Genomic DNA, 20,408 nt, shown 5'->3' with positions numbered 1-20,408 from the left:
GTTCAGGTCGAGGTGAAGCGCACACCGCCATGAAACACCTCGGCCGCCGTGAGGCGATTGGTGACAAACGCGCCGGTGTCTATTGAGATAACTCCGTTCTCTGCCCGCGCCTGATCAACAATGGTATGGCCGTGCAGGACCCATTGACCATCCTCTCTGGGCTCGCGCGTTAGCATCGGGTGCCCCCACAGGCAGATATCGCGTGGTTGCGCATTAACAGGATGGCGTGGGTCCAGTGCCGCGTGCACAACAGTGATATTGCCGCTGGTCCAGGTCAGGGGACGATCCCTGAGCCAGCTCAATAGGTCTTCCCCCATAACCCGCTGCAATTTTTCAGCAATCTCGACCGCCGGTTCGCCTAAAATGGCCTCGGCCACACCGGTGATGCCAAACGAGGCGAGCGTTTGAACGCCACCGTTTTGCAGCCACAGGCGGCTGACCCGTTTTGGATCGTCAACGAAGCGCAAAAGCATCTCTTCGTGATTGCCCAGCAGGCAGGTGACCCGTCCGCCCGAAGATTCGCTGAGATGCCGCAACTGATGCAAGACTTGAGCGCTGTAGGCACCGCGATCTACATAGTCGCCAACAAAAACCCAAGGGCAATTGTCGTCCAACCGAGGCAGCAAATCCTGCAACAGATCCAGCCGCCCATGAATGTCGCCAATGGCGATGAACGGTTGATCGGGCGCTATCTCGGGCATGATGGGCGACGGCGCTTGCGCGTCGCGTTTGCCGAACAGCCCTTTGATCCAATCCCTAACCATAACGCGCCCTCCCTACCCCGGCTCAGCCTTGGCGACAATCGGCAATTCCCGGCGGCGTTTCGGCGTGTGCCTAATCGACCAGCTTGGCCGAATAGCCGCAAAATGGGAAAATCTGCTTGACCTCGAAGCGGGGAAAGTATCCCTGATGCGCAGAGTTTTATTGTGTTCGAGGGTTTCATGAAACGTGTTTTGATCACCGGGACCGCAGGGTTCATCGGCTTCCATCTGGCAAAACTGCTGCTGTCAGAAGGGTTCCAGGTGCATGGCTATGACGGGATGACGGACTATTACGACGTCACCCTGAAACAGCGCCGCCATCAGATGCTGATGCAGACCCCAGGTTTCACCGCGACCGAGGCGATGCTGGAAGATCACGAACAGCTGATGAAAGTCGCTGATGAGTTTCAGCCCGAGATTATCGTTCACCTCGCAGCACAAGCCGGGGTCCGATACAGCCTGGAAGAGCCGCGCAGCTACATAAACTCCAATGTTGTCGGTACGTTCAACGTGATGGAGGCCGCGCGCATCCACAAGGTCGAACACCTGCTGATGGCTTCGACCTCATCGGTCTACGGTGCCAATGAAGAGATGCCCTTTACAGAGGTCGAAAAGGCCGACACCCAGCTGACCATCTATTCGGCCACCAAAAAGGCCAATGAGGCGATGGGCCACTCCTACGCGCATCTTTGGGACTTGCCGACAACGATGTTCCGGTTTTTCACCGTCTATGGCACCTGGGGACGGCCTGATCTGGCGCTGTACAAATTCGTGGATGCGATTCTGGATGACCGGCCCATCGACATCTACAATCACGGTGACATGTATCGCGATTTCACAAACGTGGACGATCTGGTCCGTGGCATCCGATTGTTGATCGATGTGCCGCCCGTGCGCCCCGAAAGCGCTGACCAGATTGAAGAGGGTGACAGCCTGTCCCCCGTTGCGCCCTATCGCGTGGTCAATATCGGCAATGGCGACAAGGTGCGCCTGATGGATTTTGTCGAAGCCATCGAAGAAGCGATAGGCAAAGAGGCCATCCGAAACTATATGCCCATGCAGATGGGCGACGTCCCCGCCACATGGGCCAATACTGATCTGCTGCAACGGCTAACTGGTTACCGCCCGCAAACCGATTTCAAAGATGGGATCGCCCGGTTTGTCGCGTGGTTCCGGGACTATCACGGCAAATAAAGACTGAGACCTGAATGCTGCAAACGAACCCCGATGCCCGCAAGATCGCTGTCATTGGATTGGGCTATGTGGGCCTGCCTTTGGCGGTGGCCTTTGGCAAGATCAGCCCGGTCATCGGGTTCGACATCAACCCGGCCCGCATCGACGCCCTGCGCGCCGGCCAAGATGCCACGCACGAGGTTGAACCGGAAGATCTAGCCGCCGCAACGGGTCTGACCTTCACCACCGATGTCGCAGATCTTGCGGCCTGTGACACCTATATCGTCACCGTGCCCACCCCGATCACGGCTGGCAAACAGCCTGACCTTTCGCCTCTGCTTGCGGCATCAGAAACAGTCGGCGGTGTTCTGAAACCCGGCGATCTGGTGATTTACGAATCCACGGTCTATCCCGGCGCGACCGAGGAAGATTGCGTTCCGGTGCTGGAACGCGCTTCGGACCTGAAATTCAACACGGATTTCTTTGCAGGCTACAGCCCGGAACGCATTAATCCTGGCGACAAGACCCATCGGATTGCGGATATTTGCAAGGTGACCTCTGGCTCGACCTCCGAAGTGGCCGATCTGGTCGATGCGCTATATGCCCGGATCATCACCGCCGGAACCCACAAGGCCGAAAGCATCCGCGTGGCCGAAGCGGCAAAGGTCATCGAAAACACCCAACGCGATCTGAACATCGCGCTGGTCAATGAACTGGCGATGATCTTCGGACGCATGGGCATCGATACCGAGGCCGTCCTGCGCGCCGCAGGCACCAAATGGAATTTCCTGCCCTTCCGCCCCGGCCTGGTCGGTGGTCACTGTATTGGCGTTGATCCGTACTACCTGACCCACAAGGCCGAGGCCGTGGGCCATCATCCCCAGATCATCCTGGCCGGGCGGCGGCTGAACGATCGGATGGGCAGCTATGTGGTATCTCAACTGGTCAAACGCATGACCCGCAACGGCATCAATGTTGGTACGGCACAGGTTCTGGTTCTGGGCCTGACCTTCAAGGAAAACTGCCCCGACCTGCGCAACACCCGCGTCGTTGATATCATTGAGGAATTGCAGAGTTATGGCATCAGCGTTGATGTCCACGATCCCCATGCCGACCCCGCCGCAGCCGAGGCTGAATACGGTCTCTCGCTTTTAGAGGTCCCTCAGGACGAGACTTATGACGCGGTCGTTTTGGCTGTCGCGCATCAGGAATACAAAGACCTCGACCCTGCCACATTCCGCGCCTACGGCAAAGCCAACAGCGTGGTGTACGACATCAAGTCCTGCCTGCCAAGGGACGCAAGCGACTTGAGGCTTTGACTCAGTTCCGCAAATGAAAACCGGCGCGTGTTGCGCCGGTTTTTTTGGTCTCTTACCCGCCGAAATCGTCGAGCATGATGTCTTCGCGGTCCACACCCAGATCCAGCAGCATGTTGATGACCGACTGGTTCATGATTGGAGGACCACACATGTAGAACTCACAATCCTCGGGCGCAGGGTGATTCTTGAGGTATTCTTCGAACAGAACGTTGTGAATGAAGCCGGTATAGCCCGTCCAATCGTCCTCGGGCTGTGCGTCTGACAAGGCCACGTGCCAATCGAAATTGTCGAACTCTTCGGCCAGCTGGTCAAAATCCTCGACAAAGAACATCTCTTTCTTAGACCGCGCACCATACCAAAAACTGATCTTGCGATCGCGGTTTTCCAGACGCTTAAGTTGGTCAAAGATGTGGCTGCGCATCGGCGCCATGCCCGCGCCACCGCCGATGAAGACCATCTCTTTTTGGGTATCGCGGGCGAAGAACTCACCAAACGGACCCGAGATCGTCACCTTGTCACCCGGTTTCAGGTTGAAGATGTAAGACGACATCTGACCCGCCGGAATACCCTCGGACCCCGGAGGCGGTGAGGCAACCCGGACGTTCAGCATGATCATGCCTTTTTCATCCGGATAGTTGGCCATCGAATAGGCGCGTTCAATCGGCTCGTTCACTACCGACTCGTACTGCCACAGATTGAAGCGATCCCAGTCTTCGCGATATTCCTCTTCCACGTCGAAATCGGTGTATTTCAGTGCATGCGCAGGGGCTTCGATCTGGATGTAGCCACCAGCGCGGAAGTTCACGTCCTCACCTTCGGGAAGGTCCAGGGTCAGAGCCTTGATGAAGGTCGCCACGTTCTCGTTCGAACGCACGGTGCATTCCCATTTCTTTACGCCAAAGACCTCTTCGGGGACTTCGATATCCATGTCCTGCTTGACCGCAACCTGACAGGACAGGCGGTCACCACAGGCGGCCTCACGTTTTGTGATATGGCTTTCTTCGGTCGGCAGGATCGAGCCGCCACCAGAATGCACGCGCACACGGCATTGCGCGCAGGTGCCACCGCCGCCACAGGCCGACGGGACGAACAGCTTTTCAGCCGCCAGGGTTTGCAGCAGTTTGCCACCCGCCGGGACTGAAACGGTTTTCTCACCGTTGATGGTGATGTTGACATTGCCGGTCGACACAAGGCGCGACCGTGCTGCCATGATGACGGCCACCAGACCCAGAACGATAACGGTGAAAAGGGCTACACCTAAGCCAAAGGTTTCCATTGCGCCCTCCTTACAGTTTCACGCCCGAGAAGGACATGAAGGCCATCGCCATCAGTCCTGCGGTGATGAAAGTGATGCCCAGACCCTGCAAGCCGTCGGGGATGTCCGAGTATTTCAGCTTTTCCCGAACACCCGCCATCGCGGTGATCGCCAGTGCCCAACCAAAGCCTGAAGACAGGCCATAGGTGGTCGCCTCGGCAAAGTTATAGTCGCGTTCCACCATGAACAGCGAGCCACCCAGAATAGCGCAGTTCACTGTGATCAGCGGCAGGAAGATCCCCAGCGCGTTGTAAAGCGGCGGGAAATATTTATCCAAAACCATCTCAAGGATCTGAACCATCGCCGCGATCACGCCGATATACGAGATCAGACCAAGGAACGTCAGGTCCACATCCGGGAACCCGGCCCAGGCCAGCGCGCCCGGCTTGAGCAGGTAGTTCAGCAGCAGGTTGTTGGCGGGCACGGTGATGGCTTGCACAACCATGACCGAAATACCCAGACCCAGCGCGGTCGAAATCTTCTTCGATACAGCGATGAAGGTACACATCCCCAGAAAGAAGCTGAGCGCAAGGTTTTCGACAAAGATGGCCTTTACAGCCAGTGAGATCAGACCTTCCATCAGTGGGCCTCTACCTGCTGAATTTTGTATTCACGCTCTTCCACCTGGTTCGGCTTCCACGTGCGGAAGGCCCAGATGATCAGACCGATGATGAAGAACGCCGACGGGGGCAGCAGCAGCATGCCGTTGGGCACGTACCAGCCGCCGTTGTTGACGGTCTCCAGAATGGTGACACCGAACAGCGATCCGGCACCGAACAGCTCACGAATGAAGCCCACCAGCAGCAGGATCAGGCCATAGCCCATGCCGTTGCCCATGCCGTCGATGAAGGACGCAACCGGGGGGTTCTTCATCGCAAACGCCTCGGCGCGGCCCATAACGATACAGTTGGTGATGATCAGGCCCACAAAGACCGACAGGGTTTTTGAAATCTCAAATGCGTAGGCTTTCAGGATCTGGTCCACCAGGATCACCAGTGAGGCGATGATCACCATCTGCACGATGATTCGGATCGAGCCGGGAATCTGATTGCGCAGGCATGAGATGAAGAAGGACGAGAATGAGGTCACGAAGATCACCGCCAGCGCCATCACCATCGACACCTGCAGCGACGAGGTCACCGCCAGCGCCGAACAGATGCCCAGCACCTGCAAGGTGATCGGGTTGTTGTCGACAAGCGGGTCGACCAGCATCTCTTTCTTGGTCTGGGACATCAGAGCTCTCCTGCTTGCAGTTTGGCCAGAAACGGTGCGTAACCCGCATCGCCCATCCAGAATTTCACCAGGTTATCGACACCGACCGAGGTCAGGGTCGCCCCAGCAAGCGCGTCGATATAGAAGTCGGGTCCGGCAGCAGGCTGGGATTTCGACACGGTGATTTGCAGATCACCATTGTCATCGCGCAGCTTCTTACCATTCCACAGAGCCTTCCAGCGTGGGTTGTCCACCTCGGCCCCAAGGCCGGGGGTCTCACCGTGCTGATAGAATTGCAGGCCATAGATGTCGTTGCCGTTATTCTCCAGCGCGATGAAGCCATACAACGTGGACCACAGGCCATAGCCGTGCAGCGGCAGGATCACCTTGTCCAACGCACCGGCGTCGTCGCGCAGCAGATAGATTACGCGATACTTCGACTTGCGGCCAATGCCAGCCGGGTCATCGTCCAGCGCAACGCTCAGCTCAGGATCGCTGGCTGCAGCGATGTCATCGAACGTGGCCGGGTCGAACTGATCATCTACGAAATCGCCGGTGGACAGTTCCAGCACATGAGGTTCGAACGCGGCGAAGGCTTCGGTTACGTCGATGCCGGGCTCGAACACCCCTGCGACTTGCAGAACGTTGACCTGCTTGTCCTTCAGACGGTTGGTTTCCTGCACCGGGCGCAGGCTGACGGCTGCGGCGGATACGACCATCGAGGCGACTAGACAGACCGCGACTGCGATAAAGATCGTCTTGCCAACTGAGTCTGGCGAAGCAGCCAGGAACCGGGCAATCGCGCCTTTGGGTTCTTGAGGTTGCGGATCAGACATGGCGACGCGCCCTCCGTTTGATGTTGGCTTGCACGACGAAATAGTCGATCAGCGGAGCAAAGACATTGCCGAACAGGATGGCGAGCATCATGCCTTCGGGGAAGGCCGGGTTGATGACACGGATCATTACAACCATGACACCGATCAGAGCACCGTAAATGTAGCGACCCATGTTGGTGTGGCTGGCGGAAACAGGCTCGGTCACCATGAAGGCCAAACCGAAGGCATACCCACCAATGACCACATGCCAGTACCAAGGCATCGCGAACATCGGGTTGGTGTCCGACCCGATCAGGTTCAACAGCAGGGTAAAGCCGATGGTCCCTGCCAGACAGCCCACGATAAGCCGGTAGTTGGCGATCCGCGTAGCCAACAGGAAGGCCAGACCGATCATACAAGCAAGCGTCGAGGTCTCGCCAAAGCTGCCCTGGATCGAGCCGAAGAACGCGTTCCACCAGGTGATGCCATCAGCTGCCAGCGCCTGAAAGCCCTGCGACGCGGAGACGGACAGCGCGGTTGCGCCCGAGAAGCCATCAACCGGTGTCCAGACCGTGTCACCGGACATGCTGGCCGGATAGGCGAAATACAGGAACGCACGACCAACCAAAGCCGGGTTCAGGAAGTTCTTGCCGGTGCCACCAAATACTTCTTTCCCGATCACGACGCCGAAGATGATGCCCAAGGCCACCTGCCACAACGGCGCAGTTGCCGGCATAATCAGCGTGTAAAGCATAGAGGTCACAAGGAAACCCTCGTTTACTTCATGGCCTCGCACGGTGGCAAAGATGACCTCGAAGATACCGCCTGCAACCAGCGTCACGATGTAGATCGGCAGGAAATACATCAGCCCGTGCATCACATTGGCAAAGATGCTGTTGGGGTCCAGCGAAATCCCAAACATCTGCAACAGCGCAATCCGCCAACCGGTCGCCGAGTCAGGCCCCAATGTGGCGATGGCCGAGTTCGCCTGATAACCGGTGTTATACATCCCCCACAGGATACAAGGGATCGTCGCGATCACGACGTAGGTCATGATCCGCTTCATATCGATATAGGACCGTGCATGCGGTGCGACGGTGGTTACAGTTTTCGGAGTGTAGATGAAGCTTTCCACCATCTCGTAGATGGGGAAATACTTCTCGTACTTGCCGCCCTTGGTAAAGTTTGGCTCAATCCGATCAAAGAAGCTGCGCAAACCCATGTGGCTCAGCCCTCCTTTTCAATCTTTGCAAGGCAGTCGCGCAGCGCCAGCCCGTATTCATATTTTGCCGGACAGGCAAAGCCCACAAGGCCCAGATCCTCTTCGTCCAGCTCCAAGGCGCCCAGTGCCTGAGCGGTGTCGGTGTCCATCACCAGCAAGGCCCGCAGCAACTGCGTCGGCAGGTAGTCCTGCGGCATCAGCCGTTCGAACACTCCAGTCGGCACCATCGCGCGACGGCCCCCATTCAGGTTCGATGTCAGCGGAAACAGCTTTTTCGACAAGGCCGAACCCAGAACAGGCTGGACCGAGTATTTCGAAGGCATCGGACGAATCCATCCCAGCGGAATCTGATCGTGGTCTTCGCGAATGATCGAAACCTGCCGCGCAAACCGCCCCAGATAGGCAGTCGGCCCCTCGGCCTGTGCCCCCGACAGGATCGAGCCCGAGATAATCCGAGGCGAACCCTCGACATTGACCTCGTCGCGGGTCAGATCGTCAGTAGATGCCCCCATCACGGTGCGGATCAGTCGCGGCTGCCGCGCACCGGGACCGCTGAGCGCAATGACGATATTCGGATCCAGATGACCGGTCTGCACCAGACGACCGATGGCGATCACGTCCTGATACCCGATGGTCCAGACCTGTTTGTCGCCTGCCAGCGGCTCCAGGAAATGAATATGTGTACCGGCCAGACCTGCCGGGTGCGGGCCTGCAAAAGCGGCCGCTTCGACACCGGCTACATCCGCACCGGGAACGCTGTCACCTTCCTTGTGGCACAGATATGTCTTGCCCTCGGTCAGCTTTGCTATGGCTGCAAGACCCGCAGCAAACGCATCCCCTGCATCCGCAATAACCACTGCGGCATCTGCGGCCAGAGGCTCGGACTCCATCGCCGTGACAAAGATCGCGGCGGGCTTGGTGCCCGGCGCGGGCATCTTGGAATAGGGTCGCGTACGGAACGCTGTCCACAAACCGGCGGCACACAGCTTCTCGGTCACGCCTTCTGCGCTGTCGGCATTGCCAATGCCCGAGAAATCGACGCCCGTATCATTCGCGTCCGAGACCTCGATCACCACGCTCTGCAGTACGCGCCGCGCACCCCGGTTAATGGCCACAACCTTGCCGGTCAGCGGGGCCACCATCATCGCCTCAGGCGCATCCTTGTGACAGAACAAGGCCGTGCCGCGTTGAACCGCATCGCCTTCCTGTACCAGCATCTTTGGCTTGAGGCCCAGATAGTCTGCGCCCAGCGCGGCCACGGTTTTGAACTCCGGCCCTGGATGGATTTTCTGCTCAGGTGCACCCTGAACCGGCAATTCCATCCCTTTTTTCAGTTTGAAAGTTTGCATGTCGCTACGGTCTTCCAAGCCTCTTTTCCTGCGCCGACTATCCTGCCCGCTCGTTCGGAGCCAAGATAACACGAACCACATCACCTGAGGGAGAACGATTGCGCCAAATCCCCAATGCAATCCGCCAGCGTGCTTTCGATCAGGGACCCTTTACGCGCGCCGCGCACGAAACGCAAACCTGTTACCGCCGAAAAACCCGACAACCGCTTCACTTTCTGCTCAGTCCACCAATTCAAAGGCGATCTAGCACAAAAAAACCGTGTCGCGCCCGATTTGTATCCGGTGTAAGCAACCCCCATGAAAACACCCGGTATGTTCGAAATTTTCCTAGTGGCCACCCCAGGCCTGGAGGCACCGCTTTGCGAAGAAGCGGTCGAGAACGGATTCGAGAATGCCCATCGCGTTGCGGGTGGTGTCAGCTGCAGTGGAGACTGGGCCGAGGTCTGGCGCGCCAATCTTTCCTTACGCGGGGCCAACAAGGTTCTGGTGCGCATCGGCAGTTTCCCAGCGGTTCATCTTGCACAGCTAGACAAACGGGCACGCAAATTTCCCTGGGCTGATTTCCTGCGTCCCGACATCCCCGTGAAGGTCGAGGCCACCAGCCGAAAGTCTCGTATCTATCACGCCGGGGCCGCGCGCCAACGGATCGAACGCGCAATCACCGAGACATTGGGCGCACCCGTCGCCTCGGACGCTGATCTACGCGTCATGCTACGGATCGAGAAAGATGTTTGCACCCTGTCACTGGACACCTCCGGAGAGCCTTTGCACAAACGCGGGCACAAACCCGCAATCGCCAAGGCTCCGATGCGCGAAACCATGGCCGCAATGTTTCTGCGATCCTGCGGTTTTGACGGGTCCGAACCAGTGTTGGACCCGATGTGCGGTTCGGGCACGTTTGTGATCGAAGCGGCAGAAATCGCCCTTGGTTTGCAGCCCGGTCGATCTCGGCGGTTCGCATTCGAATATCTGGTAGGCTTTGATGCCGCTGCATTTGAAGCGCTGCGTCAAGGCGGCCCAACCACCGAGACATCTCTGATCTTTCGCGGCTCGGACCGCAATGCCGGCGCGGTTGAGGCTGCCAGTGCCAACGCGGCTCAGGCAGGGGTCTCAGATGTCACTCGGTTCGCCCACCGCACTGTCAGCGACATAAAGCCCATCGGCGATCAGCCCGGCCTTGTGATCGTAAACCCACCTTACGGTGCCCGCATAGGTGATGAGAAACGCCTGCGCGCGCTTCACGGCAGCCTGGGCAAAACCCTGATGTCCCGCTTTCAGGGCTGGCGCGTCGGGATCGTCACCAGCAACCCCTCTCTTGCTCGCGCTACACGCCTGCCCGAGTTGTCAGCCGGCCCCGTGGTCGATCATGGCGGCACCAAAGTGAAGCTCTACCAAACCGGTCCCCTGCCCTGAGCGCATGTCCTGTGCAAGGCTCACAATGCCCCTTGCACATCCACCTCACCGCGTATAGACCCCGCGCCACGGTCGGAGTGTAGCTCAGCCTGGTAGAGCACTGTCTTCGGGAGGCAGGGGTCGGAGGTTCGAATCCTCTCACTCCGACCAATAAAACAAGGCGCCCATACGACTGGCGGCAACCACTTGGGGCGCCCGATGCTTTCCAACGGGGAGCGATCCAAAGTGATCTTTCCTGCACCTTCCAGATAGGTGACTCGCTGCCCGGTCATTTTCCCGGCGCAAGCGTTTCTTGTTGGTCTGGTATGAGGTGTCAAAGAACATAGGCATCGAAGCGCGTTGTTCTTGGCTGACTGCTTGCTGCTTTGTGCTGCTGTAACGGCCTCTTACAAACACCAAAATTCAGCTTCGCCCACAAAGCGATTTCCAGGGCGAAATGCACTTTTATCTTGAGCGCGAGAGTTTTGCGTTTGGCACACGGGGCCAGTAGATTTGTATAGAACACGCGTGCAATGCCGTGGTCTCCTATGCACATCAACAGGCCGGCTGGGACGTTCACTGGCAGCGTCCAACGCAGTTTCCGACGCAAGACAGCACTGATGTTATAACGCACGCTCTGAGCGCCCTCAGCACTTAGCGAGTTCGACCACAATGTTACCATTGCTACAGGAGGTTAGGACCGTCCGGATGCTGCGGACCCAGAACCCATCCCCTTAATCATCCGTGGGGAAACCTAGGGCTTCGATATTCTAGGGATCTGGCGAACGGGCTTGAGCGAGGCGCTGAGCCATTCCTCGCCCGCTTGCGTGATTGGACCCATTGTTTGCGACTCAACGCCCCTCAGACAGATCCAGCTGTTGCTGGTCTCAAATTTTTCAAACCCGAATTGTCTCTTCGACTCACGCTCTGGCCAACCACAACAGAGCCAAAAACTATGGCTGCTCCAATGGACTGGGTGAGGCTAAGCGTTTGCCCCAAGTATACCCAGCCGAGCGCAACAGCTGTAACAGGACTCATCATACCTAGCATCGAAACTGCACTGGGATCCAAGCGCGCTATGCCGCGAAACCAAAGAGCATAGGTTGCTGCAGCACCAATCAACCCGAGCCAAATAAGGCCGGCGACATTTGTCGCGCTGAGCGCAGGGAGAGGCGGCTCAAGAAACAGTGCGACTGGCAGCAGTATCAAACCACCGGCTGTTAATTGCCACGCTGTGAAACTCAGTGCCGAGACCGGAGGTTGCCATTTCCGGCTGAGAACAGTGCCAGCAGCCATTGACGCGGCTCCTCCCAAACCCGCTGCTATACCAATCCAATCAAGTTGTGCTTCTGGTCCGATCAGCAGCAGAGACACACCCATTACGCCAGTCGCGGCGGCGCCAAGTGCACCAAGTCGGATTGGGGTTCCCAGCCATCCCCACGCCATCAAAATCACGATCGTTGCTTGCAACGATCCTAGGGTGGCGGCCACACCACCAGGTAACCTATACGCAGCAACGAAGAGGAGCACCCAGAACAGAGCGAAATTGAGGCTGCCCAAGACGAAAACTCGACCGAACCAATCGCGTGGTGGAACGCAACGCGTCACTGCAAGCAACAACAACCCAGCAGGCAGAGCTCGTAACGCAGCCAGAGTAATCGGGTAGCCAGCCGGGAGCGCTTCGGTCGTTACCAGATAAGTGCTTCCCCATACCGCTGGGGCGAGCGAAGTGAGAAGAATATCGGTTGAGCGTGACATGGTATGTCTCCCAGCTGAGGCGTTTGAGAATTTGAGTGAGACGTCAGAGGCGCGCGGGTTACGCTGCTTCCGCTTGGAGGTTTGATCCAGCGAGGCACGCTGCAATCCTTGCAACATGAGCACCCTGGAACCGCGCTCCGGCCAGGTCAGTTTCGGTAGGCGTGCGGGAACCATCGGCACCAGCGATGGTTCCCGCACCATATGGTGCACCACCAATAATTTCGTCTGATGTAGTCTGGCCAGCAAATGTGTAGGGCATTCCGGCAATCAGCATCCCAAAGTGTTGAAGCGGGACTTGCGTTGTCAGAAGGGTCGCCTCGTGCCCGCCATGTTGCGAACCCGTAGACGCAAAGACCGCCCCGACTTTACCAACCAGTGCATTCCTGGCCCAAAGCCCGCCAGCCTGGTCAAGGAAGGACTTCATTTGGCCAGCCATCATGCCAAATCGGGTCGGTGTTCCAATGATGATTGCATCATAGTTTTCGAGATCTGTCGGCAAGGCGATAGGCGTGTCATCCACGACATAGCCAGCCTGCTGGCGGACTTCCTCAGGGACAGTTTCGGGCACACGCCGAACGTCAACTTCGGTGCCGGGAACACTTCTTGCGCCTTCAGCTTCGGCATCGGCCAATGTGCGGACGTGGCCATAGCTTGAATAGTAGAGAACGAGAATACGTGACATAGGATACCTCTCAGGGCTGTGATTTGTTCCCTGAGAGAATGGAATTTGTTGCACCGCCAATTAAGCTGCGCTCTTTGACATCACTCTTTACCTGTATTGAATAATGTCACGACCTGAGAGCCAGGCGCAGATGATCAAGAAAGGCTGTAACCTTTGCGTCCATTCCCAAGCGAGATGCTGTAACTGCGAATACTTCTGGCGCGGGCAATTCGTGGTCAGGAAGAACTCTCACCAAAGCTCCACTAGCTTCAGGAGCATCAGAAACGAACTCAGGCAGGGTTCCAATACCTTGCCCCGCTATCAGCAGATCGCGCAAAACGAGGCTATTGCCAACCCGCACGCGCGGATCAAGCTCTAATGTTGTGACACCGTTGGCGGCCGAGAGCTTCCAACTCGTCAAATGATCAGCAAGCAAAAAGCCGATGATCGCGTGGTTTTTCAGATCCGCTGGCTGAGTCGGCGTCCCACATCGCTCCAAATAGTCAGGAGACGCAAAAATCCGCTGTCGCATCACCCCGATCCGTCGCGCAACAAGGGTCGAATCCGGCATCGCGGCTCGGATTCGTATCGACAGATCGAACCCGCCCTCGACCATATCGATCACCTTGTCGTCCATCGAAAGAGTAAATCGCAGATCTGGATAGGTTTCCAAGAACTCTGGAAGCATCGGTGCAATAACGGTTTGTCCGAAGGAACTTGACGCATTCACCCGAAGGTGCCCGCGCATCGCTTTTGAACCATCCCTGATGGTTTGTTCCGTTTTTTCAACCGCATCGAGGATTCCAATTGCATCCTGGTAATAAAGGCTGCCGGTGTCAGTCAGTGACATCGATCGGGTCGTTCTGGTGAGGAGGACGGTTCCCAGGCTCTCTTCCAGAAGCTTGATTTCTCTGCTGAGAAGCGCAGGAGAAACACCAAGGTCTTCCGCCGCACGGGCAAAGCTACCGCGTTCAACGATACGGCAAAAAGCTTGCATGACTGACAGTTTGTCCAACTCCAGGCCCCCGATCAGTTTTTTGAGCCGCCCAGTTGGGCGTAACGAACTGCAAGTTATACGACCGCGCCACTGGTGCGAAGGGGCGGCACGTCTGAGTTGCTGGTGTTGATTTCCGAGCGGTTGCCAGAAAACAACCATCGCTCTATTTTCGGCGAGGCTAGGAGTAAGGCACAATGGCAAAATCTAAGAATCCGCTTACGCCGAAAAGTGTTCCAAGCCGGTCGAGCAATGAAAACTCGGATCGCCCCGTCAATAGCAAAGCTAGACCAGTGAGCGACGCCGCTAGTGAGCCAACTCGGCAGGAAAGACTCAGGGCGATTGCAGAAGATGCGGAAAGACGTCTCAAGGGTTCAATGAAGCTTCTCTCTTGAAGTCGCCATACGAACTTCCAAAGAAATTACAGCACATACAATCAAAGTGCAGCCGTCTTTACGCTCCAAGGCGAGTCACCGGTTAACCAATGAGCACTCAGAAGCAACGGAGCATACAAAAGTTCTGGTAAACATAAGCGCAAATCGGGTGCCGCCCCTGAGCGCTCTTCCCTACGATCACCTTTCCTCTCTAGTACCCAGTTACCTTGACACCTCTTACACTTGGTTGTCGCTCTCTAGGGCGCTGTTGCGTGTTGGTGCTATCTATCGTGATTGCGATCTAGGTGCATCTATTCCCTGTCTATGAGCAATCGTCGATTTCTTCTCTCGGGAGTAGCTCGATACGCTGCCTGACATAGACCTGTGCTTACGCTCTCTATCTCGCTCTCTCAGTAGCTCTCCATACTGGCCTGAGCTACGTCCGTTCTCTTACATGTGTCTGGTGTCGTCTGGCCTGTGTTTCGCTCTTCTGTTAGCTTTTCTGGCATGTCTTCTGATATGTGTTTTCCAAGAACCGTTGTTTTTATGGGTTTGTCTGGTTCAAAGGTTTACATTTTGGTCTGAAAAACTAGTTTTGAGCCGAAATCTGTCAATTTAGTGTAAACCTTTTGGCCTGATTTGAGTTGTTTTTAGGTCGAAAGGTTTACATTCCGTCGATCCCGGGAAGGCGGATGTAAACTTTTGTCAACCTTGTGCAACCTCAGTTCAATCAGCGAGGGACCCGGCGAGGCAGGGTTCACCAGCCATTCCTCGCCGCTATCTCGAAAACCCATTCCATTTTTCTTTGTGTGGTCGACAAAGGCGCCTCAATAGCTGCACTCGCCGTAAGGTAGGCTCAGGATCATTTCCGTTGCTCACGTCCCGGAGGAACTGCAACCAGGCGCGCTCACTCAGTGTTAGGTCGTCTTTCAAGTCATGCAAGGCACCTACCTCCCGAAGATGGTCTTGATCGCCGTCTCTGACCGACTGGTCAGCCGGGGATCAGTGTTATTAGAGGCCTTGCGAATTGCTTTTAGCCAGCCAAGTTCATTCGACGTGACATGTTCTCCGAATACCTCGACAACTGCCTTAGCTGCAGTCAGGCTGATCGACTGCTCAATTGCGAGGCGCATAAGGTAGGCAGCGTCGCATTCCAAAGCGTTCGCCAAGCCGGGACGCGATCCAATGCCACCTTGGAACTACCCTGCTTGATCATCGTGATCATGTTCGGGTCGACGTATCCCACCTACGCCGCGATCTCGGCTTGGCTCTTGGTAGGTTTCAGTTCGAGCACCCTCCGTTCGAAATACGTCGCCATCCGGGTGTCTCCATACGGTTTATTTGTCATCGCTATCCTCTCAGAAGTGATGCAGCACGCGCTGCATGTCTTTGATATAGCGACGGAGAGAATGGGAAATTGCGGAGGGAAAAAATCAATAAACTAAAATGTTTAGCCGATCGACAACAACTCATTCTAACTGGGTCCATCTATCCGGGCGGAAAAACAGAAGTCTTTTTTACTGTTCCATAGACGAAGCTGGTATCGATCGAGGCAATCCCACCGATCGGATGAATTCGGTGACGAATAAATTCCTCGTAGGCCTCTAGATCCGATACTAAAACCCGCAATTGGTAGTCCATTGCCCCGGTCAGCACGTGGCATTCAAGAACTTCATCGATCATCCGAACACGTTTCTCGAAGTTCTGAACGTCCGTTTCGTTGTGTCGCTCCAATCTGATACGCACGAAGACAGTAATGGCCATCCCATAGGCGGCAGCGTCGACGTCGGCGCTGTATCCCTTTATCACTCCATTGGCTTCTAGGTTTTTGACCCTGCGCAAACACGGTGAGGGAGACAGGTTCACTTCGTCGGCAAGATCCTGGTTCGTCATGCGCCCGTCGCGCTGCAGCGCTCGAATGATCTGCCTGTCCTTAGCGTCCATTTCATCCTCTTTTTTGGCATAGTATGCCAATATTAAAGCTAAAGTTGGCATTTTTAGCAACCATTGGCCCAAAGTAAAGGCGCAAACTGGCTCCAACATGTATCAGGAGCTTGCAATGACCCCTTCAACCGGATTTGCCACCCGCGCCATTCACCACGCTTATGACCCTCTGGAAAATGACGGCGCGCTTACGCCACCCCTGCATTTGACGTCCACGTTTACCTTTGAAACCGCAGAAGCAGGTGGCGAGATGTTCGCAGGTGAGCGTGAAGGTCATATCTACAGCCGCATTTCGAACCCAACATGCGACCTTCTTGAACAACGCATTGCCGTGCTTGAGGGGGCCGAGGCCGGGCTAGCTCTCTCAAGCGGTATGGGGGCGGTCACGGCAGTGCTCTGGACCCTGCTGTCGCCAGGTGACGAAGTCATCGTGGACAAAACGCTCTATGGCTGCACCTTCGCCTTTATGCGCCACGGTTTGGCAAAATGGGGTGTCACGATCACACATGTCGACATGACAGACCCGGAGAACCTGAGAGCGGCCATTTCTGACAAAACCCGCGTTGTCTATTTCGAAACTCCGGCCAATCCGAACATGCGCTTGGTGGACATCGCCGCAAGCGCCGCAATTGCGCATTCGGTCGGAGCAACGGTCGTCGTCGATAACACTTATGCCAGCCCGTATCTGACCCGCCCGATCGAGCATGGTGCAGATATCGTTCTGCACTCTGCTACCAAATATCTCGGCGGACACGGGGATGTGGTGGCCGGTCTGGTGGTAGGAACCGCCGAACAGATTGCTGAAATCCGCCTTGTTGGAATGAAGGACATGACAGGCGCGGTAATGGCGCCTTTCAACGCGATGCTAGTCCTGCGTGGTCTGAAAACACTGAATCTGCGTGTGGATCGTCATTGTGAATCTGCCAAAGTCGTCGCGGACTTCCTCGAAGCGCACCCCGCCGTCGGTGAGGTTTATTTCCCTGGTCTTAAGAGTTTCGTTCAGCACGATGTGGCGCAGCGACAGATGTCCCAACCCGGTGCTATGATAGCGTTCGAGATCAAGTCCGGCCTGTCCGGTGGGATTGATTTCATGAACCGCCTGAACATGATCCAGCGTGCGGTGTCCTTGGGCGACGCGGAAACACTGATCCAACACCCAGCGTCCATGACTCATTCGACGTATACGCCGGAAGAACGTGCCGAGCATGGGATCAGCGATGGCCTGATCCGCCTGTCGGTCGGACTGGAGGATGTCGAAGATATCCTTGCAGACCTGGAGCAAGCTTTGCCTTACCCTGCTCGCAGCGCCGACTGAACCCGGAGACCGCCATGCACATTGATCCCACCCAACTGAAGACCGTCGAACAGCGCCTGCTGTGGTTGTCTCATTGGATGATCCACCATGCTAACCATGTCCGACCAAAGGTGGATGGGATCAAGATCGGTGGCCATCAGGCGTCGTCTGCCTCGATGGTATCGATAATGACCGCGCTCTACTTTTCGGCCTTGCGCCCTGAGGACCGGGTTGCAGTCAAACCCCATGCGTCGCCGGTGTTTCATGCGATGCAGTATCTCATGGGTAATCAGACCCGCGAGAAGATGGAGAATTTCCGCGGATTTGGCGGTGTGCAAAGTTATCCCAGCCGGACCAAGGACATTGACGATGTTGATTTCTCAACCGGGTCTGTGGGTTTAGGTGTCGCGATCACCTCATTTGCCTCGATCATTCAGGACTACATCAAGGCCAAAAGCTGGGGCTCAGACGCGCCAATGGGTCGTATGGTAGCCCTGGTAGGCGACGCCGAACTGGATGAAGGCAATGTCTATGAGGCATTACAAGAAGGCTGGAAAAACGACCTGCGAAACACGTGGTGGATCATCGATTACAACCGACAGTCGCTGGACGGTATCGTCCGAGAAGGACTGTTCGAACGGATCGAGAAAATCTTCGATGCATTCAGTTGGGATGTCGTGCGCGTAAAATACGGAGTTCTTCAACGCGCGGCCTTTGAAGAGCCCGGCGGCAACCGCCTGCGTGATTGGATCGACGCTTGCCCCAACCAGGACTACTCGGCGTTGACTTTCATGGGTGGTGCGAATTGGCGGCAGCGTCTCATGGACGATCTGGGGGATCAGGGGGATGTGACCGCTCTGATCGAGCGGCGCACGGATGCAGAGCTTGCAGCCCTTATGGAAAACCTCGGCGGCAACTGCGTCGAGACCATGGCCCAAAATTTTGCTGACATCGATCATGATCGCCCGACATGCTTCTTGGCCTACACAGTAAAAGGATGGGGCACCCCTATTGCAGGCCACAAGGACAATCACGGCGGGCTGATGAACAATAGTCAGTTTGCCGCGTGGCAGTCGCATATGGGTGTGCCAGAAGGCAAAGAATGGGAACCGCTAGCGACGGTGCAAGACCCTGACGCGCTCAAGGATTTTCTGGCCAGCACACCGTTCTTTGCCAAAGGTCCGCGCCGCTATTTTGATGACAAGCTGGATGTGCCGACCATCGAGATCGATACCAGTCGCGAAATCTCGACCCAGCTGGCCTTTGGCAAGGTCCTTGACGACCTGTCAAAAGGCGACAGCCCCATGGCCGAACGCATAGTGACTACCTCCCCAGATGTAACAGGCACGACAAGCCTTGGTCCTTGGGTAAACCGCCGCAAGCTATTTGCCCGGTCCGAACAATCCGATGCTTTCATCGAACACCGGATCCCTTCGACCGCAAAATGGGAGTTCAAACCGGACGGACAGCATATCGAACTTGGTATCGCCGAAATGAACCTCATGTTGCTTCTGGGAGCGGCGGGTCTGTCGCATTCCCTGTTCGGTAAGAGGTTGATCCCAATTGGCACCGTCTATGATCCATTTGTCAGCCGCGGCCTCGATGCGCTGAATTACGCCTGTTATCAGGACGCGCGTTTCATGCTGGTTGGCACACCTTCGGGCGTGACACTCGCCCCCGAAGGTGGAGCACACCAATCCGTTGGAACACCGCTCATCGGGATGAGCCAAGACGGTTTGGCCGCTTTTGAACCGGCCTTTGCCGACGAGCTAGCGGTGATTATGGAATGGGCCTTCGACTACCTGCAGCGCGACGGCGAAGGGCAACCGGATGAGCGCACATGGCTGCGCGATGAAACCGGAGGGTCTGTCTACCTGCGCCTGACCACCAACCCGATTGAACAGCCCGGAAAGCGTGTCGACGATGAGTTCCGCCAAGGTGCCATCGATGGGGCTTATTGGTTAAGAAAACCGGGACCCAATTGCGAAGTTGTAATCGCCTATCAAGGAGCAGTCGCGCCGGTGGCAATCAAGGCCGCCGGTATGATTGGTGAAGGCCGTCGCGACATAGGTGTATTGGCCGTGACATCCGCAGATCGCCTGAATGCTGGATGGACCGCCGCTCAACGAGCGCGTTCTCGCGGCAACCAAGCGGCACGCTCTCACATCGAGACCCTGATGTCCGACCTTCCGCCACACTGCAAGCTTGTCACTGTTATCGATGGTCATCCTGCAACTCTATCCTGGCTCGGGGCAGTGCTTGGGCATCAGACTATTCCCATGGGCGTCGAGCATTTTGGTCAGACCGGAACGATCGGCGATCTATATCGCCATCACTGCATTGACGCAGACGCTATCCTGGAAAAAGTGAGTGGCCTGACCCATGGCAGGACTCTTCACCGTGCATAAGTGGGCTGGATCTGGGCAATAATGCAGAGACCAAACTAGCACTGAACATAAGGTGCTGGATGAACTGCTGAAAAACAAGAGCTTACCAACATACTACAGGGGCCGGGGTTACTCGCAATGAAACCGCAACGTTATCGCAGCGCTATCTGCCACTGAAGTGCAATGGTTGGCATTCAAAGCCCTTATTTTGTTTACGTTCACCCCGGGAACTCGCCTTCGGGAGGCAGGGGTCGGAGGTTCGAATCCTCTCACTCCGACCAATGAAACTAGATCGTTACCCTGCTATCTGAGTGATGTTATCCTCACTTTACCATCAGTTTTTGGTTCGCAGTAGGCGGCGAAACAGTGAGCCCGATATTCGAGTTGTTCTTCGACCTTGATCAGCCTCATGTAAGCGGAAACGCCTAAATTCGACAC

16 protein-coding genes and 1 tRNA gene are annotated in these 20,408 nt (G+C 56.3%); 6 read left to right on the top strand and 11 right to left on the bottom strand.

Features of this window, described 5'->3' with window-relative positions:
* Positions 1-2 precede the first annotated feature (2 nt).
* Positions 3-764 carry a metallophosphoesterase gene (locus tag ACR0JE_RS13175; protein ID WP_480864477.1) on the bottom strand — a complete coding sequence of 254 codons (762 nt, stop codon included), beginning with the start codon at positions 762-764 and terminating at the stop codon, positions 3-5.
* A 177-nt stretch (positions 765-941) separates the two neighbouring features.
* Here ACR0JE_RS13175 and ACR0JE_RS13170 point away from each other — a divergent pair, with 177 nt between their 5' ends.
* Positions 942-1,955 carry an SDR family NAD(P)-dependent oxidoreductase gene (locus tag ACR0JE_RS13170; RefSeq protein ID WP_480864476.1) on the top strand — a complete coding sequence of 338 codons (1,014 nt, stop codon included), beginning with the start codon at positions 942-944 and terminating at the stop codon, positions 1,953-1,955.
* Positions 1,956-1,969: 14 nt separating this feature from the next.
* Positions 1,970-3,253 carry a Vi polysaccharide biosynthesis UDP-N-acetylglucosamine C-6 dehydrogenase TviB gene (gene tviB, locus ACR0JE_RS13165; RefSeq protein WP_480543981.1) on the top strand — a complete coding sequence of 428 codons (1,284 nt, stop codon included), beginning with the start codon at positions 1,970-1,972 and terminating at the stop codon, positions 3,251-3,253.
* Positions 3,254-3,305: 52 nt separating this feature from the next.
* Here tviB and nqrF read toward each other — a convergent pair whose 3' ends face one another.
* The 6 genes from nqrF to ACR0JE_RS13135 are packed head-to-tail and all read right to left on the bottom strand — an operon-like array spanning position 3,306 to position 9,166.
* Positions 3,306-4,529, bottom strand: a complete 1,224-nt coding sequence (gene nqrF, locus ACR0JE_RS13160) for an NADH:ubiquinone reductase (Na(+)-transporting) subunit F (protein ID WP_480864475.1) — start codon at positions 4,527-4,529, stop codon at positions 3,306-3,308.
* A gap of 10 nt (positions 4,530-4,539) precedes the next feature.
* Positions 4,540-5,148 carry an NADH:ubiquinone reductase (Na(+)-transporting) subunit E gene (nqrE, locus tag ACR0JE_RS13155; protein ID WP_039526851.1) on the bottom strand — a complete coding sequence of 203 codons (609 nt, stop codon included), beginning with the start codon at positions 5,146-5,148 and terminating at the stop codon, positions 4,540-4,542.
* On the bottom strand, positions 5,148-5,801 hold the full coding sequence (locus ACR0JE_RS13150; RefSeq protein WP_152460184.1) for an NADH:ubiquinone reductase (Na(+)-transporting) subunit D: 654 nt from the start codon (positions 5,799-5,801) through the stop codon (positions 5,148-5,150). The genes nqrE and ACR0JE_RS13150 overlap by 1 nt, the downstream gene beginning before the upstream one ends.
* On the bottom strand, positions 5,801-6,616 hold the full coding sequence (locus tag ACR0JE_RS13145) for a Na(+)-translocating NADH-quinone reductase subunit C (protein ID WP_480864474.1): 816 nt from the start codon (positions 6,614-6,616) through the stop codon (positions 5,801-5,803). Before ACR0JE_RS13145 ends, ACR0JE_RS13150 begins: the two co-directional genes overlap by 1 nt.
* Positions 6,609-7,817, bottom strand: a complete 1,209-nt coding sequence (locus ACR0JE_RS13140) for an NADH:ubiquinone reductase (Na(+)-transporting) subunit B (RefSeq protein ID WP_480864473.1) — start codon at positions 7,815-7,817, stop codon at positions 6,609-6,611. Before ACR0JE_RS13140 ends, ACR0JE_RS13145 begins: the two co-directional genes overlap by 8 nt.
* Positions 7,818-7,822: 5 nt before the next feature.
* The gene (locus ACR0JE_RS13135; RefSeq protein ID WP_480864472.1) at positions 7,823-9,166 is read right to left on the bottom strand and encodes a Na(+)-translocating NADH-quinone reductase subunit A; all 1,344 of its coding nucleotides are present in this window, start codon (positions 9,164-9,166) and stop codon (positions 7,823-7,825) included.
* A 297-nt stretch (positions 9,167-9,463) separates the two neighbouring features.
* Here ACR0JE_RS13135 and ACR0JE_RS13130 point away from each other — a divergent pair, with 297 nt between their 5' ends.
* Both ACR0JE_RS13130 and ACR0JE_RS13125 read left to right on the top strand, forming a co-directional pair.
* Positions 9,464-10,579: a THUMP domain-containing class I SAM-dependent RNA methyltransferase gene (locus tag ACR0JE_RS13130; protein WP_480864471.1), complete on the top strand. Its 1,116-nt coding sequence runs from the start codon at positions 9,464-9,466 to the stop codon at positions 10,577-10,579.
* 73 nt (positions 10,580-10,652) lie between these two features.
* Positions 10,653-10,729: transfer RNA gene (locus tag ACR0JE_RS13125), tRNA-Pro, on the top strand.
* 690 nt (positions 10,730-11,419) lie between these two features.
* On the opposite strand, the gene ACR0JE_RS13120 is transcribed toward ACR0JE_RS13125, so the two are convergent.
* From ACR0JE_RS13120 to ACR0JE_RS13105, 4 genes are all read right to left on the bottom strand, one after another.
* Positions 11,420-12,316: an EamA family transporter gene (locus tag ACR0JE_RS13120; protein ID WP_480545123.1), complete on the bottom strand. Its 897-nt coding sequence runs from the start codon at positions 12,314-12,316 to the stop codon at positions 11,420-11,422.
* Between the two features lie 58 nt (positions 12,317-12,374).
* Complete coding sequence (wrbA, locus tag ACR0JE_RS13115; RefSeq protein ID WP_480545124.1) at positions 12,375-12,998, bottom strand: NAD(P)H:quinone oxidoreductase; 624 nt, start codon at positions 12,996-12,998, stop codon at positions 12,375-12,377.
* A 106-nt stretch (positions 12,999-13,104) separates the two neighbouring features.
* Positions 13,105-13,992, bottom strand: a complete 888-nt coding sequence (locus ACR0JE_RS13110) for a LysR family transcriptional regulator (protein WP_480864470.1) — start codon at positions 13,990-13,992, stop codon at positions 13,105-13,107.
* Between the two features lie 1,841 nt (positions 13,993-15,833).
* Positions 15,834-16,289, bottom strand: a complete 456-nt coding sequence (locus ACR0JE_RS13105; protein WP_170350138.1) for an Lrp/AsnC family transcriptional regulator — start codon at positions 16,287-16,289, stop codon at positions 15,834-15,836.
* A 115-nt stretch (positions 16,290-16,404) separates the two neighbouring features.
* Between ACR0JE_RS13105 and ACR0JE_RS13100 the strand changes: the two genes are divergently transcribed.
* Positions 16,405-17,604: a methionine gamma-lyase gene (locus tag ACR0JE_RS13100; RefSeq protein ID WP_480864469.1), complete on the top strand. Its 1,200-nt coding sequence runs from the start codon at positions 16,405-16,407 to the stop codon at positions 17,602-17,604.
* A gap of 14 nt (positions 17,605-17,618) precedes the next feature.
* On the top strand, positions 17,619-19,991 hold the full coding sequence (locus ACR0JE_RS13095; RefSeq protein ID WP_480864468.1) for a 1-deoxy-D-xylulose-5-phosphate synthase N-terminal domain-containing protein: 2,373 nt from the start codon (positions 17,619-17,621) through the stop codon (positions 19,989-19,991).
* Positions 19,992-20,408 lie beyond the last annotated feature (417 nt).

The organism is Ruegeria sp. H3 (assembly GCF_056533095.1).
Note: the sequence above shows the minus strand (reverse complement) of the source record. Positions and strands in the feature narration are given on the sequence as shown.

Bases quoted from the DNA above. Each gene is read 5' to 3' on its own strand.
- ACR0JE_RS13175 (WP_480864477.1), bottom strand. From the start codon at position 764: ATGGTTAGGGATTGGATCAAAGGGCTGTTCGGCAAACGCGACGCGCAA.
- ACR0JE_RS13170 (WP_480864476.1), top strand. From the start codon at position 942: ATGAAACGTGTTTTGATCACCGGGACCGCAGGGTTCATCGGCTTCCAT.
- tviB (WP_480543981.1), top strand. From the start codon at position 1,970: ATGCTGCAAACGAACCCCGATGCCCGCAAGATCGCTGTCATTGGATTG.
- nqrF (WP_480864475.1), bottom strand. From the start codon at position 4,529: ATGGAAACCTTTGGCTTAGGTGTAGCCCTTTTCACCGTTATCGTTCTG.
- nqrE (WP_039526851.1), bottom strand. From the start codon at position 5,148: ATGGAAGGTCTGATCTCACTGGCTGTAAAGGCCATCTTTGTCGAAAAC.
- ACR0JE_RS13150 (WP_152460184.1), bottom strand. From the start codon at position 5,801: ATGTCCCAGACCAAGAAAGAGATGCTGGTCGACCCGCTTGTCGACAAC.
- ACR0JE_RS13145 (WP_480864474.1), bottom strand. From the start codon at position 6,616: ATGTCTGATCCGCAACCTCAAGAACCCAAAGGCGCGATTGCCCGGTTC.
- ACR0JE_RS13140 (WP_480864473.1), bottom strand. From the start codon at position 7,817: ATGGGTTTGCGCAGCTTCTTTGATCGGATTGAGCCAAACTTTACCAAG.
- ACR0JE_RS13135 (WP_480864472.1), bottom strand. From the start codon at position 9,166: ATGCAAACTTTCAAACTGAAAAAAGGGATGGAATTGCCGGTTCAGGGT.
- ACR0JE_RS13130 (WP_480864471.1), top strand. From the start codon at position 9,464: ATGAAAACACCCGGTATGTTCGAAATTTTCCTAGTGGCCACCCCAGGC.
- ACR0JE_RS13120 (WP_480545123.1), bottom strand. From the start codon at position 12,316: ATGTCACGCTCAACCGATATTCTTCTCACTTCGCTCGCCCCAGCGGTA.
- wrbA (WP_480545124.1), bottom strand. From the start codon at position 12,998: ATGTCACGTATTCTCGTTCTCTACTATTCAAGCTATGGCCACGTCCGC.
- ACR0JE_RS13105 (WP_170350138.1), bottom strand. From the start codon at position 16,289: ATGGACGCTAAGGACAGGCAGATCATTCGAGCGCTGCAGCGCGACGGG.
- ACR0JE_RS13100 (WP_480864469.1), top strand. From the start codon at position 16,405: ATGACCCCTTCAACCGGATTTGCCACCCGCGCCATTCACCACGCTTAT.
- ACR0JE_RS13095 (WP_480864468.1), top strand. From the start codon at position 17,619: ATGCACATTGATCCCACCCAACTGAAGACCGTCGAACAGCGCCTGCTG.